Consider the following 15514-nt stretch of genomic DNA (forward strand, 5'->3'; position numbering starts at 1 on the left):
GGAATTAACGGCATGGAAAACACCTGGTGGAGAACGTCAGATCGCACGTTGCTACCGGCGGTCGCGGACGTGCTCGATGACGGTCGAGAGGTCCGACTTGAGGTCGTCGAGGCGGTTGGTGATCTCCGCCAAGCGCTGCTCGACACTGTCCAAACGGGACCAAAGGGTGTCGGACGGGTCGGACACCGGTTCGTCGGCTTCGGGCGGCCTTCGGCCGTGCAGCACGGCTTCCAGGTGCTGCGGGTGCCAGCCGAGCGCGGTGGACAGGGACTCCAGCGTTCGCGGGCTGCGGCGGCGCTCGATGGTGTGGTGCTGCACCTCGCGGACGATCGCCTGGGAGACGTGCGAGCGTTCCGCAAGCTCCCGCTGACGCCATCCCAGCTCATTCACCCGCTGGTTGATGGCCTTGGCGACTGCCGCCCAGTCCTCCGTCACGTATTCCTCCGCGCTCCGCCTCAGCGCTGAGATTAGCCGCCTTCCGCTGTTTCGTGATGTGACACGGCGCATTTCGCGCCGGGCGCGATCAAACGCGTCCCTCGATACGCTGAAATCAGCAATCTAGAGCTGAAATCGTCAGCTCGACTTACTCGAAGGGCTTTTCTCATGCGTACTTCTTTGCCTTCTTCCGGTTACACCGTTCGGCAGGCCGCTTGGCTGCTTGGCGTCGAGCAGGACACGGTGCACCGCGCCATCCGCGTCGGCACGCTGCGCCTAGTGCGGCGGCGTGGCCGGTACGTCCTGCCGGCTGAGCACGTGGTTCGGCTGCTCTCCGCTGGGGGCACGCCGTGAACCTGATCTTGATTGCTTGGGAGCTTGATCGTCTTCGGTGGGTGCCGACGGACGTGCTCGCCGGGGTGGTGGAGCGCGACGGGTTGTGCATGTGGGCGGTTCCGGACGTGCCGCCTTGGGATGGGGAGGAGTTGTCCGACCGGGAGTTGGCGGCGCGGATGTGCGCGGGCTGTCCGGTTCGGGACGAGTGCTTGGAGCTGGAGTTGCGCACGGCCGGTGAGGAGACCGTGGGCGTGTGGGGTGCGCTGCCGGCTGACGAGCGGCGGGAGTTGCATCGGTACTGGCTTCAGCGCGGTGAACGGTGGGAGCGGCCATGAACGCTCTTACACCTACGCAGGTGCTCGCGGGCCTTGGTGTGGTCCTGGTGGTGCTGTTCGTGTGGCGGGCGGGTGCTCGGCGGGCACGGGCTACCGCACGGGCGGCGCGGAGCAGCGTTCGGCTGGTGTCGTTGGTTGGGCGGGTGGTGGTCAACGCGGCGTTGATCGTGATCGTTCAGTGGGTGGTGATCACTTATCGGGCGGATGGGTGGTTGCTCCTGGGGGTGTTGGTGGTGCCGGCGTTGTTCGCCTCGTACACGTTGACGCGGGCGTTGACAGTGACGACGTATGAGCCGCGTCGGCGGGAGCGCCGATGAGTGAGTCGGTGGAGCGGGTGGCGGTTCAGGTGGACCGGTTGTGCTGGACGGGCATCTTGCTTGGGCTGGCGTTCACGATGACCAACGTTCAGCAGTTCGCGGCGGCTGGTGCGGCGGTGTGGTCGCTGGCTTGGTGTGCGGCTTGGCTGCTCGACCCGATGGTGTCGCTGGTGCTGTTGGCGATCCTTCGGGCCGAGCAGGTCACCGCTCGGCACGGAGTTCGGATGGGCGGATGGGTGCGGGGCGCGAAGTGGTTCACGCTTGCGGCCACGTACGTCATGAACACTTGGAGTGCGTTCACGGCTGGGTCTGCGGCGTTGGTGGTGTTGCACTCGGCGCCGCCGTTGGTGGTGTTCGTGGCTGCTGAGGCGGTCACGGAGTTGCGGGACAAGCTGGGCGTGGCGGTTGCGAACGCTACGCCGGGAGCGGCGCCGGTCGTGCCTCGGAAGTCGTTCGCCGACTACCTCGACGCGGCGCGGGCTGCGCGGACGCCGGATGTGAAGGTGACGCCCGCTTGGGTTCGTGAAGTGACCGGGTGTTCACGTGGGCTGTCGTCTCGGCTTGCTGCGGCGCTCGTGAACGATGGGGGCCATTCATGAACGGCGAGCTGGTTCCGGCTGAGCCCGTGTTCGAGGGCGAGTTGGTTCCCGAGTCGCGCGGGTTGGCCAGGCGCATTGAGGGCGGCTTGAAGTGGACGCGGCCGGGAGCGCGTCGACCCGGGCGGGAGTTCGTGCGGGATGCGGTCGCGTGCCTGCGGCGTGCTCCGGGTCGGTTCTTGGGTGCGGTTGTCCGGGGACTGGTTGTTGCGGCGCGTGCGTGGCGGCGGTGGGTGCGGGTTCGGGACTACCGGGAGGCTGCGGAGCAGTCGGAGAAGCTTGCGGACAAGTTCGTGGAGATTCGCACGCTGACGCTGTTCCGGTGGAAGGTCACGGGGGCTGTGCTTGGCGGTACGGCGGCGGCCCTCGCGGTGCTTCAGGTGCTGTACGGCTGGGTTGTGGTGTGGGGCGTGGCGGGTTTGCTGGCCGTGGTGCTGGCTGTTGTTGGGCGGAGGAAGGACGGCTCGCCTGGGCGTAAGGCGGTACTCGCCGGTCCTCGAACGCTGACGTGGACGATGGACGCTCAGGTGCTCGTTGATGCCTTTCGGGACGCGAAGCTCATCGGCAAGGACGAGTCGTTGCGCTTGGTGGAGCGTCCGGCGCGGGCTGGTGACGGGTGGGCGGTCACGGTCGACCTGCCGGCGACGCGTAAAGCGGTCGATGTGATCAAGAACCGGGAGGCTCTTGCGTCGGCGCTGGCGGTGGATGAGGTCCAGCTCATCGTTGAGCGGGTCCGCGGTCGTGGTGGGCACGCTGGGCGGGTATTCCTGTGGGTGGCTGATGAGGACCCGTACGCCGGTCCACCGCTGCGGACGCCGTTGCTCGATGTGGAGTGGTGGGACGCTTGGCGGCCTGTGCCGTTCGGGCGGGATGCCAGGAACCGGCGGGTTGATCTGCCGCTGGTGTGGACGTCGTTGCTTGTGGGTGCGATTCCTCGGCAGGGTAAGACGTTCGCTACTCGGCTTGCGGCGGCTGGGCTTGTGTTGGACCCGTATACGCGGCTGTACGTGTTCGACGGCAAGGGTGGGAAGGACTGGGAGGCTGCTGAGCAGGTCGCCTTCCGGTACGTGTGCGGGGATGGGCTTGAGCAGGCGTACGCGGTCCGGGATCACCTTGTCGGACTGGTGGCTGAGGTTCAGGCTCGGTACGCGCGGATGTCCACTTTGGATGATGATGTATGTCCGGAGTCGAAGATCACGCCTGCGATCGCTCGGGACGCTGCGCTTGAGATGCCGGTAACGGGAGTGGTGATCGACGAGGTTCAGGTGTTCTTGGAGAACCCGACTCGGGAGTTGGTGGGCGGCAGGAAGACCACGCTTGGCACTTACATCGCGGATCTGTTGACGTACCTGGTTCGCAAGGGGCCGGCGGCGGGTGTGGTGGTGATCCTGGCTACGCAGCGGCCGGACTCCAACACGATCCCTTCGCGGTTGCGAGCGGTGCTTGGGTCGCGGTTCGCGTTGCGGGTGATGGACTGGCGGGACTCGAACATCGTGCTCGGCGAGCAGATGAACACGCGTGGGTATGACGCTTCGACGCTGCTGCCTAGCCACAAGGGTGTCGGCATCTTGCGGCCGGACGGTGAGACGGACGCTGGTGCCGACATGGTCGCCATGACGGTGCGGACGTACTACATGCCGAACGCGGACTGGCGGGTGATCTGTGAGCGTGGGCGTGCGTTGAGGGAGGCGGCCGGGACGCTCGCTGGTCACGCCATCGGCGACCAGGCGGCGCGGCCGGTCGATTCGACGGCTGTGCTCAGCGCGCTTGGCGGAGCGCCGGATGGCTGGGTGATCGAGCTTCCGGAGCCGTTGGCGTCGGTCCTCGACTACCTCGGCGATGAGTTGGACGAGCGGGAGTTCGTGCCGACCGCCGAACTGGTGGAGGCGCTGGAGGTCGAGCCGACCGCGTTCGGGCGGGAGATGAGCGAGCTGGGGTGCCGGCCGCTGCGGCAGTACGTGCCTGATGGGGACGGCACCAGGCGGGTCCGGGGCTACCTCACGGCGGACATCAGGGCCGCTGTCGATCGGGTCAGTTCTGATGAAATCGGCTCGCCTGAGCGCGGGCGGACATGAGCGCTGGTGACGACGTCACCGTGCGCCTACCGGAGGAGCTTCCCGTGCTCAACACTGCTACCAGCCCCATACTGCTTGCCATACTGGTCGAGCTGACGACGGTGGAGGTCTTGGACGGACCTCCGGGAGGGGGTGACCGTGACTGCTGAAATCAGCCGCGACCCGTGGGCGGCGCTGGACGAGCTGATGGGCGTTCAAGTCGTTGATGCGGTGGACGAGGGCATCGGGCCGGTTGCGGTTTACGGGCGGTGCTCGACCGAGGACAACCAAGACCCAGAGACGTCGCGCGGCTGGCAGTTCGGCAACGCCCGGAAGTTCGTGGAGCCGCTGGGCGGCGTCATCACGGAGGAGTTCTTCGACGTTGGCCAGTCGCGGTCGGTGCCCTGGGAGCGGAGGGAAGAGGCGTCCCGACTGTTGGCGGCGTTGAAGAACCCCTATCGCGGGTGGAACGCCTTGGTGGTCGGTGAAGGCACGCGGTGTTGGTTCGGCAACCAGTTCTCGCTCATCGCGCCACGGTTCGCGGCCTATGGGGTCGATCTGTGGGTGCCGGAGTTGGGCGGGAAGTTCGACCCCCGGAATCCCTCGCACAAGATGTTGATGAGCGTCTTGGGCGGGATGAGCGAGTCGGAGCGTCAGCACGTTCAAGCGCGGGTCCGGGCTGCGATGGACGCACAGGTGGTCAACGAAGGGCGGCACCAGGGCGGACGCGCACCATACGGGTACATGACCGTGGATGGCGGACCGCACCCGAACCCGCGCAAGGCGGCTGAGGGTTACCGGTTGCGGGTGCTGGCGATCGACGAGCCTGCCGCTGAGGTGGTTCGGCGCATCTTCGCGGAGTACCTGAGCGGGCGGGGTGACCGTGCGATTGCCACTGGGTTGAACAGGGACCGGATTCCGTGCCCTTCGGCGCGGCGGCCGGACCAGAACCCGCATCGTCCCGGGGATGGTTGGCAGGGCAGCACGGTGAGGTCGATCCTCGACAACCCGCGCTACACCGGGTTTGCGTTCTTCGGGCGGTGGGTGCGGCATGAGACGTTGCTGGACCCGGACGATGTTGCCGCTGGGCACGTGGTCCGGTTCCGCCGTGCGACGCCTGAGCGGATCGTTCGGTCTCGGAAGCCGGCGCACCCGGCGATCGTCACCGTTGAGGAGTTCACGCAAGCCCAGTTGCTCCGCAAGTCCAAGTCCGCTGGCGGGCTGAAGACGGCTCGGAAGGCGGAACGTGCGGAGCGGCCGACCAAGCGGGTGTACTTGTTCCGTGGGCGGCTGCGGTGCACGGTGTGCGATCGCAAGATGGAGGCCAGTCCACGAGCGCGCGGCATGTACTACCGATGCCCCGCACGGACACTGCCGAACGGTTCGCCGGCGCTCGGCACGCACCCGCCGACGATCTACCTTCGGGAAGACGTGCTTCAAGACGCGGTGAACAAGTGGCTCGGTGGCTTGTTCGATCCGAGGAATGTGGACAGGACTGTGGCGGCGTTGGTTGCGTCACAGGGGACTGAGACCCCCACGAACCTCGAAGCGGCACGGAAGCGGCTGGCCAAGGCAGAACAGGAACTGAGCCGGTACCAGGCAGCGATCAAGGCCGGAATCGACCCGTTGGCGCTGGTCGAGCCGATGAACGCGGCGCAGGCGACGCGGGCGGCGGCGAAGGCTGAGCTGGAGTGTGCGCCAGCGCCTACGGCGCTCACGGCGGCTGAGGTCTACGCCATGATCGACTCACTCGGTGACGTTGGAGCGGCGCTGAACGGCGCGAAGGTGGAGAGCCTGGCGAACCTCTACAGTGCCCTTGACCTGCAAGTTCGCTACAAAGACAAAGCCCACGTGGCTGATGTCATGATCAAGCCAGTGGGCTATGTGAATAGTGCTGGTGTCCGAGGGGGGACTTGAACCCCCACCCCCTTTCGGGGACTAGCACCTCAAGCTAGCGCGTCTGCCATTCCGCCACCCGGACTCGGCTCTCGCCGTGGTGTGGGGATAGATTACATGATCGTCTTTCATGGCCCAAATCGGGGTGCCAGTGCATGGGGGTTGGCAGCGTTTGCCCTGGTCATACCTCCTGTGGATGTGGGTGGGCACTGTCGGGTGCTGTGGTCATGACTTGAGGCTGTTGTGCCGCGAGCCGGGTCGGTGGAGATTCGTGGTCCGCTCCTCCGACCGCTGCGGCAGCGATCAGGTGAAAGCGCTGGAGCTGGGTGGCGCCATTGACGGCCCCGCCCGCGTTGGCACTGGCCGCTCGAGACGGACGGCGCGGGTCCGGGGAGGGCGGCTCAGCGTGGGGCACGTCCGTCTCCAGAGGTCCAGCCGCAGCATCTTCGACTGGTTGACATGGTGGATGACAGGGTGGCGGGCCAGCGCCGGACATCGACAGGGCGCTAACCGTCAGTGAACAAGCTTCGTAACACTGCGTCATGCTCCTGGTACAGGACGCGTCCGGAAAGGCGGAGTGCGTCGCTTAGCCCCTGCTCAAGCCATACCGGGGGCTCGCCGAGAGGCACAGCGGACGGCTCTGGGCCGGCTTGTTCGACGGTAGCGGCCGACATGGCGACGAGTTGCGCGCCGTAGGTTTCGGCTACCACCTTGGCGATGTGCAGCCCTGGGCCGTCCAAGTCGCCTGCGTATCGGAGGCTCACGCCGTGGTCGACGGCCAGTTGCAACAGTGCGTGGTCGACGCTGCCCAGGTGGCCGCTGGTGCAGGCGAACGCCTGCCGGCTGCCGTGGGCCATCGCCGCCTCCAACACGGACGGGTTCTCCACGACGGTGAGCACCTGCGGCGCGAATTTCGGGGGGTGCACGGTCAAGTCCAGGAGTGTGAGGGCCACGGGAGTCGTCGCGTCTCGCAATCTCGTGTCGACCGGGCCGGTTCCGCGCACCCGCACCTGGTGCAGCAGGACAGTCGCCGACAACCGGTCCGCGAGGATCCCGGCCTCGGTGAGCATCGCGCGCACCAAGTCGGGCCTCCTGGGCTCGGGCACGCCGGTCAACTCCGCCACCGCGGCCACCAACCGCGTGCCGGCGAGTCGATCGAGGTCGAAGTAGTGAGGATCGCCCGCGCAGTCGAGGGACAGCTTTGCCAGGCTGGTGGGCGGTGTGCGGGGCAATCTCGACACCACCTGTGCCAACGCCCCTGCCAGGCGCCTCACCGATGCCTCGTCGTCCGTCCCTGCTGCCCGCATCCTGGCCACCAGCCGCGGCAGGGAAGGGAGAGCTTCCTCGACGTCGGCCCAGAAGCCTCGGCGTTGCGCCGAAGTGGCTCGCCGTGCGGCGGCGAGGTCGACCACGGGGCGTCCGACCGCCGCCTCGACCAGCTCCTGGAGGTCCTCGGCGGACAAGCCCAGGGCGGTGAGCACGTCGCGCAGGGGCACGATCGTCACGTCACCGTTCGACACCACCGCGGACTTGTCGCGCCGACGGCGGGTGCTGGTGTCAACCCACGTCCTCAGGGTGGCCAGCCCCACGCTCGACAACCCCACGACCCGAACGCGTGCGATCGTCGCGGGGTGACGACCGGCGCACATCCGCTCGTGAACGGCGGTCCACAACGCGGTCAGGTCCCGGTCGGCCGCCAGAGCGGTGATGTCGACCGCCATCACACACCCAGGTCCAAGGTCAGCGGCTCCGCCTCGCCGTGGCCCTTCCACAGCCACGGCACCGTGACCCGCTGCCTGCCGGCGGTGACGACCTGGTGGACGACCACCTGCCCGCTTTCCTTCTTGAGCATCGGGGTGATGAACGGCGCGGTCGCAAGCAGGTCGAACTCCCACGAGCGCAGCAGCGCCAGCACTTGGCGGAGGTTGGGCTCGTCGAACGCGGCGTCGATCTCGTCGATCGACACCCACCGGGGACCGCTGTAGTGCTCGCCGGAGTACATGGACCACGCCGCGGCGAGCAGTGGCAGCATGGTCGCCAGCCTCCGCTCCCCGGTGGACAACGAGTCCAGCGGGTTGGACCGCGCGGTCACCTCCCGGAACCGCTCCTGCTTCTGGTCGGTGAACGACGAATGGGTGATCTGGATCCTCCAGTCGTGCCAGGAGCGGTAGTCGAAGGTGTGGGCGACCCGGTCCTTCCAGGAGTCGCCCACCTTTTCGCTCATCCGCTGCTTCAGGACGACGTACATGTCCTCGAAGATGTCGTCCGACTGCGGCTGGGAGATCAGCTCGACCATGCGGCGGGCGTCCTCGTCCTCCCGGACGTTCCACTCCACCTGGACGCCGACCTTGGCCACGCCGGTGCGGACGTCATCGAGCGTCGCGCGGATTTGCCGGACGAGTTCGAGGGCCGCGTCACGGCGGATCAGGATGTCTCGACGCAGTTCGGTGAACAGACTGGTTTTCAAGGTGCGCTTGACGTCGTCTCGGAGGTCTTCCTCCAGCTGCTGGGCCGTCGCCTCCAGTTTCTCCACGGCGACGTGCAGGTCCTCGCCCCTGGTCGCCCCCGGATCGGCGACCACGGCGCGACGCCACTCGGTGCCGTCGACGGTGACCAGCACGACTTGCCGGTCGAACCGCGCCAGCGCGGTGCTGGTGGTGCGCACGCTCGTTTCCAGCTGGGCCAGGGCACGGCTGCGTGCCTGCACCAGAGCGCCGAGCCGGTCGCTGGTCGCGGAGTGGTCGGCGAGCAGGCGCCTTGCCCACTGGAGCGCGGCGGTGAGGTGCGCGGGCTTGCCGTCCGGGGTGCGGGCCACGTCGTCGGGCACTGAGGCGAACCCCTCGTCCACCAGCGCGCCGAATTGCCGGAGCCGCGTGTCGCGCCGTTGCTCGGCGGCTTCCCGTTGCGGGGCGATCCCGTCGAGGGTGGCTTGCGCGGCGGCGGCTGCCTCCCCCGCCTGCCGGCCGAGTGCCGACATCGCGGCGGCATCGTGCTTAACCTTGACGAGGTCGTCGGCGATCCGCTGCCGCGTGGCCCGCAGCTGCTCGTACTCCGCACCGTACAGCTCCCGTGCCTCGGCCACGGCGGACCCCTCACGGACCGCGATCAGCCGTGCCTCTTCGGCTTCGGCACGAGCCTCGTCCAGGGCTGCCGCCCTCTGCCGCGTGGTGGCTTCGGCGCGTCGGGCCTGGCGGAACAGTCCGATCACCCTGGTCGCCGCTTGGCCCCACAGCTCCACGTGGTGCCCGAGGTTGGTGACCGTCGTGCGGTGGGCGGCCAACGCCGTCCGCTCGGTCGGCAGCAACGTGCCGTCCGGCAACGTGGCTTGGCGGTTGAGTTCACGCAGCGCTTCGTGGACCGCGCCACCCGCTTCACGATGATGCTCGGTCGCCTCGATGACGGCGGCCTGCGACCTGCGCAGGTCGTCCTCGCGGCGGTCTTCGACGAGCCGGGCTGCTCGGACGTCCGACATCGAGGGGAATCCCGCGCGCTCCGCGTCGACTGTCCGCTGTGCTTCCTCGGCGGCGGCGAGGTCCGCCGACGTTCCGCGTTCGGTGGCTCGGCGTTCATCGAGCACCCGCTCCGCGGCCTCGACCTTGAACCGGGCTCGGGCGGCCACGTCCTCGGTGTGCCGGAGATGTTGTTCCGCGGCGGCGATCCGGGTCGATCGCCGGACCGCGGCGGCGTCCAGCTGCCCGAAAACCTGCTGCCGCTTCAGATCCGCCTGTGCGATGCGGTCGGCGGCCTCGCGCCGCGCCGTCGCGGCGGCGGCGTGCTGTCGCTCGGCGGCTCGGCGCGAGGCCACCAGTTCGTCGTGTGGCGGGAACTCGTCCCGTTCCGTTGCCGCGGCGCGGACGTCGGCCTCTCGGTCCGCGAGTTGCCGGCGAGCGGCGGCGAGGCTGTCCTGCGCACCGGTCAGCGCTTGCTCCAAGTCCGCGACCCGCTTCAGGCGAGCTTGTTCGCGGGCAGTGCGGCCGATGAACGTCGTCCGGTAGTCCTGGGGCGCTGCCGCGGTGAGGACGCCCGAACGCACCCTGCCCTGCTCGGCGTCGCCGTCGATCGGGATGGACCGCAGCAGTTCCCGAACCCGTTCCGCCGGGATCGCGGGCGATTCCTCCACGTCGAGCAGGTCACCGAGGGAACGGCCGGTCGCCGGCCGGCCGGCGGTGATGACGAGGTCACCGGCGCGTGCCCGACCGTCGGGAGTGACCAGCGCGTCGAGCAGTCCGGCGACCAGGAGCGCGCCCTCCAGCCGGTCCGCTTCCTCGGCCGACAGGTGGTCGGCGAAGTCCACCAGCGCCCACAGCGGGACGCCGTCCTCCGGCCGGCGGTCGCGCCACGGGGCGGCCTGCGGCACCGGCGCCGCGCGACGCGCTCCCGCCAGTTCCGCGGTCAGCTCCGTGACCGCGGACCCGGTCCGGTCTACCTCGCGCCGGGCGTCGGCCACCGCGAGCTGGAGCACCACGTCGGCTTGGGCGTGCGCCTCCGCCACCGCAAGACGCACGACCGCCGGGTCGACATCGTGCTCATCCGCTTCGGGCAGGACGACCGCGTTCACGAAGCGAGCCGCTGCACGCCACCGATGAGCCTGCTCGATCCACAACGTCGCCGCACGGCGGGCGCCCTCGTCGGCCGCTGCCGCGACTTCATCAGCGGCAGCCACATGCCGCCGAGCCTCGTCCACGTCATGTCGGTGCGCCTCGTCGGCGGCGGCGCGCTCCTGCACGGCGCGCGACTCCTCAGCGAGCGCCTGCCGGCGCTCCTCGTGCAGAGCGGAGGCGGCGTCTCCCGATTGCCTGACGGCACTGTCGTGATCGGCACGTGCATCGGAGACGGAGTTGACGGCTTCAGCCAGCAACGCCCTGGCCGTCGCCGCCGCTTGACGCCGTCCCACCACGTCGATCCGGGTACCGACATCGTCGGCGGCCTCGGCGAGCCACGTTTCCAGGCCGTCGATGGCCAACGGGCTGTCCTGGTCTGAGGGCTCGGTCAGTTCACGAGGCACCGGCCCGAGGTACCGGACGGTCGCCTCCCACCTCGTGATCATTTCCAGCAGCCCGGCCTCGGCGGCTCGGCGCAGGCGGCCGGATTCGACGGCAGCGTCGCGCGCCTCGTCGTCCAGCTGCTCGGCCCGGCGCAGTACGTCCGCCGCCGCCCGCTCCCGGTCCTGTGCCGACGCGTGCGCCCTGAGCGCGTCGTCGACCCGTTGCACCTGGTTGGCGCGTGCGTCCGCCCAGGCTGCCGGAGTGGCGCAGGTCCGCGCCACGTCTTCCGGCGAGGTCTCGCGGTCCCGCCCCTCGCCGAGCAGAGCCGTCGTGACGGCCAACTGTTCGAGGACGGCTTCAGCGCCGACGGCGCGGGACGCGGCGCGCATCTCGTCGGACAATGTGGCCAGGTGTTCCCCGGCCTCGTGTGCCGACATCAGAGCTTCTTCGGACTGCTCCGCCGCGCTCCCGGCCTCTTCTGCGGCGTTGTCCGCACGAACCTCGGCACGTTCGGCTTCCCGGGCCAACTCCGCGGCACGGCGCTCCATGTGGGGAAGTTCGGCTCCGGCGTGGTCGCGTAGCGCGGCGTCGGCTGCCTCGCGACGGCCTTCGAGGGCGGAGATGCGGGTGTTCAGGACCCTCAGCTGCCCTGCTGCTTCGTGCTGTTTCCGCTGTGCGGCCTCCAGTGCCGCGGTGGCCTCGCGGGTTCGGCGCGTCTGGGCGTCGAACTCGGTGTTGGCCGCGGTGAGCTGCGCCGCTTCGACGGCGACGAGCGTCTCGACGTAGCGCTGGTACCGCCGGTCGGTCGTGGCGAGTTGCCTGGCCTCGTCACGCATGTCCGCCAGTTGGGTTTCCAGTTCGGAGATGCGTTCCATCGCCTCGCCGATGACGGTCAACCGGTCGGGGTCCAGAGCGGGTAGTGCCTCGGTCAGCACGGCGCGCATCTGGGCGGGTGGGATCGCCTCGGCCGTGCGGAGGCTGCGCAGGCTGCGGAGCACCCCGGTCAGCGCCTCGAACTGCACCTCGTCCAGCGGGGTGAACAGGCGGATGCGCACCTCGTTCCGGTACGCCGGCTCGTCGTTCACGGCGGCGAGGTGGTCGCGTGCCTTCGAGCGCAACGCCTGCGCTGAGGTGAACAGTTCCCCTTCGGTGGCGGCGAGTTGGGTGGCGAGGTCGTCGATCCGCACCGGGTTGCCGTCGCGTTCCAGCACGAGGTCTTCGCCCACCCGGCCGGGGCTGATGAAGAACGCGCGCTGGAGGTTCCCCCCGACCGCGCGCAGCCACAACCCCGTGGTCAGGTAGGAGGTCTGCCCCGTCCGGGGGTCGTGGCGGCCGTATTCCAGCCACCAGGCCCCGGTGCGGTCCTCGCGCTCGTTGCGGTCGGTGTGCCTGCTGGTCAGCGTTCCCGCCGCCTTGCCGGACACCGACAGCGCGGTCTGCGACGTGTCCCCGTCCAGCAGCAGGGTGATGAGCATCGACGCGGTGAGCGACTTGCCGGATCCGTTGGGGCCGGTAAGGGTCATCCACCCGTCTGCGAATACGAGGACTTCGTTTGACCAGGCCCAGGAGTTGACGACGCCGGCCCTCGACGGCTGCCAACGCCCTTCGACGGCGGGAGTCCCGACCGATGGCAGGTCGCGCACGGCGTCCAGGTCGCGGACCGCGTGCTGGGTAGTGTTCATCGGCGGATCGACTCCTCGTCGGGCTGCGCGGAGGTCTGCTCGACCTTGATCCGCCAGAGGTGGACGCCCGGTGTCGGCTGCCAGGTGTCGTGGTGCAGCGGGATGAGCAGGCCTACCGCCACCAGTTCCGCGGCGGCGGCGCGGGCCAACGCGGGCAGTCGGTGTTCGTACGCGGCGGCCCAGCGGGGCAACGTGGCCCGCACCTGCTCGAACAGTTCGACGACTTCGGCGATGCCGAGCACCGAGCGCGGCTCGGGACGCCGGCTCAAGGCGCCCAGCAGGGCGAGCGCGGCCTGTCGCTCGTTGCGGCGACCGTTGGGGAAGTCGACGAGCGTGCCGATGCCGCTGGGGTCGGTGACCTCCCACCAGTCACGGCGGGCCGTTGTGGCGAACCCGAGCGCCGCCACGACTTCCAGCGCCCGCTCACGACCGGCGGGCGTGTGCAGGTAGGGCACCGGCGCCCGGTCGTCGAGCGGGTTCGCGGCCGGGTCGTCGACCAGCCTGCGCACCGCGAGCAGCCGCCGGTCGTCGACGGTCGGCTCGTCGTCCGCCGCCGTGTCGTCGGCCAGCGCGTCGGCCGACAGCGCGGCGACGTGGCGCTTCGGCTCCAGGTCGTCCAAGCCGAGCAGGGTCGGCGACAGCGACGAGAACTTCATGGCGAGCCGCTCCCTCGACGCGGTGACCACCAGGTCGCTGTCGTCCTGGCCCGCGATCCGCTCCAGGTCCGCGTCCACCGAGATCGAGCCTTCGGCGACCAGGAGCCTGAGCGCGTCGACCAGGTTGAGCCGACTGGTCCGCGCCTCGGCCTTCCCGGTCCCGTCGGTCGCCACGATCCTGAACTCGGGCAAACCACCGGTCGGCGCTTCCGCGGCGCACACCTGGGCGATGGCTTGCATCAGTTCGCGCAGACTCATCCGAGGGCGGCGCCACAGCTGCTCGCACACGAGTGCGACGAGCGCCAGCACCTCCTTCGACGCCAGGTGGGCGTCACGACCGTCGCGGCGCAGCCGGGGCCCGCGGTCGGCCGGCACGTCGGTGCGGCGCTTGTGCAGCCGCACCAGCTCCGCCGACTCGACGACCTCCAGCTCCCAGCCGAGCTCGACGCGGAAGAAGTCGGTCAGCTGCCGTCGTCCCCGGACTGCGGCGCGGTAGGACTCGGCATCCGACTCGGCCCGGATGCGGCCGGTGGCGACCAACCGGCGAGCGGGCTCGCGCAGTTCCGGCGCCAGCGCCCGGATAGCGCTCACGCGACACCGCCCTCGCGCTCGTCGCGGACGCCGACGTCGCCCGACGGGATCACCCGCACCCGCACGTCCGGTGCGGCCAGAACACCGTCCACGAGCCGAACGCGGACCGTGCGGCCGGGTGTGCCGACCCTGACGACCACCCGCGCGCTCGCTCCGTCCGCGTACGCCTGGCCGGTGCCGGTGTGCGGGTCCAGCTGGGCAAGCGCCACTTCCACCGCTCGCAACAGGACCACGACGGCAGCGGACGCGTACCCGGTGAAGTGGTCCAGCGACACCTCGTCCTCGGTGGCGAGCACCGCCGTGAGGTGTCTGCGCTGGGCGGCTTCCTCCGCCGCGCGGGCCGCCGCCGCCGCGCGTTCCCGGCTCGTGTCCGCGAGCTTGCGCGGTCGACCGCTGGGAGGTCCGTGGCGTTCGTGCTCGCGCAGCGTCACCTCGACCCGGTGCTTGGTCTCGCCCGAGGCGGCCAGGGTGCCGTGCGCGACGTCTTCCTCGACCATGCGGGGCACGGCGTGCCACGCCGGCCAATCGCCGAAGGCCGCCGCGTACACGCGCCGGGCCTCGACGTCGGTCGACTGGCGGTGGAGGCTGCGGGCCAGCAACCGGAAGTCGTGCCCGAGGTCGGAACCCCTTCGGCGGGCCGTGTAGCGGCGGTCGATGGCCACGAGGAGCGTGTGCACCGCACCGGTCGCCGAGCCGATCAGCCGGTGCACCCCGCCGTCCTGGTGGAACCACGCCGCCAGGTCGGAGAGCCTGCGCACCCGGTCTTCCACCCAGTTCTGCTGTTCCGCGGCGTCGATGAGGCCCGCGTGGGCGACAGCGGCTTCCGCGACGGCGTGGTGGCCGGTGGCTTCGAGCTCCTCCAACGCGTGCTCCACCCGTCGCAGCGCCCGCCCGTATTCGCGGGGGAACTGCCGCAGCGCCTCGATGACGCGGTCGCGGTTGTCGCCGAACACGCTGTCGTCGGTGACGTCGGACTGGACGATGCGGGCGAGGGCGTCGTAGAAGTCGGCGGTGACGCGCCGGAGTTCGTCGATCCGGGTGCGCACGTCGTCGAGGTCGATGGGCAGGCGACCAGGGTCGTGCGCGGCGTGCTCCACCAGCGCGCGGATCGTGCTCTCCACGCCGTCCAGGAGCCGGCTGGGCAACTGGAGGGCGCGTCGGGAGTCCACCACGGCAAGGCGCACGGCGGCGACGATGCCGCGCCCCTTGCGGGTCAACGCCCACGCTTCCTGCCTGACGATCACACCCTGGAGGCTGCGGACCGGAGCGGCGTAGTCCCGGAAGGGCTCGACGAACCCCCATTGCGCGAGCCGGTCCAGGGCCTTGCGGAGATCGTCTTCCGGTAAGGGGTCGTGGTAGCCGACCTCTCTGGCCTGGGCGGAGATCTCCGCCGGCGTGGCCATCGGCCCACGCGTCGACAGCTCCTCCAGAGCCGCCAGCAGCGCCGTGTACCGCTCCCGAGCGAGGTCCTCGGACGTGGCGAACGCGGCCCAATCGTCGGCCACGACCTCCTGCCACCACCGTCGCGAATCCCTCACCGCACCCCTTTCGGACACGAAAGTGCACCATCTCCGCAATAGTGCGGCCACTTGTCGAACGTCGCGCTTGAACGGTCCCCGGCGATGACACCA

At 69.6% G+C, this 15514-nt stretch carries 11 protein-coding genes and 1 tRNA gene; 6 read left to right on the forward strand and 6 right to left on the reverse strand.

The window, feature by feature from the left end:
* Positions 1-51: 51 nt before the first annotated feature.
* Positions 52-435, reverse strand: coding sequence for a helix-turn-helix domain-containing protein (locus WBN91_RS05755; protein ID WP_337722368.1), 384 nt, complete (start codon positions 433-435; stop codon positions 52-54).
* A gap of 168 nt (positions 436-603) precedes the next feature.
* Between WBN91_RS05755 and WBN91_RS05760 the strand changes: the two genes are divergently transcribed.
* The 6 genes from WBN91_RS05760 (at position 604) to WBN91_RS05785 (ending at position 5990) form a co-directional block, all read left to right on the forward strand.
* Positions 604-789 (forward strand): excisionase family DNA-binding protein, encoded by a 186-nt coding sequence (locus WBN91_RS05760; protein WP_337722367.1) that lies wholly within the window; start codon positions 604-606, stop codon positions 787-789.
* Positions 786-1106, forward strand: coding sequence for a WhiB family transcriptional regulator (locus WBN91_RS05765; protein ID WP_337722366.1), 321 nt, complete (start codon positions 786-788; stop codon positions 1104-1106). Before WBN91_RS05760 ends, WBN91_RS05765 begins: the two co-directional genes overlap by 4 nt.
* Positions 1103-1423: a hypothetical protein gene (locus tag WBN91_RS05770; protein WP_337722365.1), complete on the forward strand. Its 321-nt coding sequence runs from the start codon at positions 1103-1105 to the stop codon at positions 1421-1423. The genes WBN91_RS05765 and WBN91_RS05770 overlap by 4 nt, the downstream gene beginning before the upstream one ends.
* The gene (locus WBN91_RS05775) at positions 1420-2022 is read left to right on the forward strand and encodes a hypothetical protein (RefSeq protein ID WP_337722364.1); all 603 of its coding nucleotides are present in this window, start codon (positions 1420-1422) and stop codon (positions 2020-2022) included. Before WBN91_RS05770 ends, WBN91_RS05775 begins: the two co-directional genes overlap by 4 nt.
* On the forward strand, positions 2019-4094 hold the full coding sequence (locus tag WBN91_RS05780) for a cell division protein FtsK (RefSeq protein WP_337722363.1): 2076 nt from the start codon (positions 2019-2021) through the stop codon (positions 4092-4094). The genes WBN91_RS05775 and WBN91_RS05780 overlap by 4 nt, the downstream gene beginning before the upstream one ends.
* Positions 4095-4232: 138 nt before the next feature.
* Complete coding sequence (locus WBN91_RS05785; protein ID WP_337722362.1) at positions 4233-5990, forward strand: recombinase family protein; 1758 nt, start codon at positions 4233-4235, stop codon at positions 5988-5990.
* Here WBN91_RS05785 and WBN91_RS05790 read toward each other — a convergent pair.
* The 5 genes from WBN91_RS05790 to WBN91_RS05810 form a co-directional block, all read right to left on the reverse strand.
* Positions 5969-6054: transfer RNA gene (locus WBN91_RS05790), tRNA-Leu, on the reverse strand. The genes WBN91_RS05785 and WBN91_RS05790 overlap by 22 nt on opposite strands.
* 421 nt (positions 6055-6475) lie before the next feature.
* Complete coding sequence (locus WBN91_RS05795; protein WP_337722361.1) at positions 6476-7690, reverse strand: TIGR02679 domain-containing protein; 1215 nt, start codon at positions 7688-7690, stop codon at positions 6476-6478.
* Positions 7690-12636 (reverse strand): SbcC/MukB-like Walker B domain-containing protein, encoded by a 4947-nt coding sequence (locus WBN91_RS05800; protein WP_337722360.1) that lies wholly within the window; start codon positions 12634-12636, stop codon positions 7690-7692. Before WBN91_RS05800 ends, WBN91_RS05795 begins: the two co-directional genes overlap by 1 nt.
* The gene (locus WBN91_RS05805; protein WP_337722359.1) at positions 12633-13883 is read right to left on the reverse strand and encodes a DUF2398 family protein; all 1251 of its coding nucleotides are present in this window, start codon (positions 13881-13883) and stop codon (positions 12633-12635) included. Before WBN91_RS05805 ends, WBN91_RS05800 begins: the two co-directional genes overlap by 4 nt.
* Positions 13880-15388 (reverse strand): DUF2397 family protein, encoded by a 1509-nt coding sequence (locus WBN91_RS05810; RefSeq protein ID WP_337722358.1) that lies wholly within the window; start codon positions 15386-15388, stop codon positions 13880-13882. Before WBN91_RS05810 ends, WBN91_RS05805 begins: the two co-directional genes overlap by 4 nt.
* Positions 15389-15514: the final 126 nt, after the last annotated feature.

The sequence above is a fragment of the Saccharothrix sp. CCNWYY140 genome (genome assembly GCF_037401995.1).
Lineage (GTDB): Bacteria > Actinomycetota > Actinomycetes > Mycobacteriales > Pseudonocardiaceae > Actinosynnema.

Bases quoted from the DNA above. Each gene is read 5' to 3' on its own strand.
- WBN91_RS05770 (WP_337722365.1), top strand. From the start codon at position 1,103: ATGAACGCTCTTACACCTACGCAGGTGCTCGCGGGCCTTGGTGTGGTC.
- WBN91_RS05800 (WP_337722360.1), bottom strand. From the start codon at position 12,636: ATGAACACTACCCAGCACGCGGTCCGCGACCTGGACGCCGTGCGCGAC.
- WBN91_RS05795 (WP_337722361.1), bottom strand. From the start codon at position 7,690: ATGGCGGTCGACATCACCGCTCTGGCGGCCGACCGGGACCTGACCGCG.
- WBN91_RS05775 (WP_337722364.1), top strand. From the start codon at position 1,420: ATGAGTGAGTCGGTGGAGCGGGTGGCGGTTCAGGTGGACCGGTTGTGC.
- WBN91_RS05780 (WP_337722363.1), top strand. From the start codon at position 2,019: ATGAACGGCGAGCTGGTTCCGGCTGAGCCCGTGTTCGAGGGCGAGTTG.
- WBN91_RS05760 (WP_337722367.1), top strand. From the start codon at position 604: ATGCGTACTTCTTTGCCTTCTTCCGGTTACACCGTTCGGCAGGCCGCT.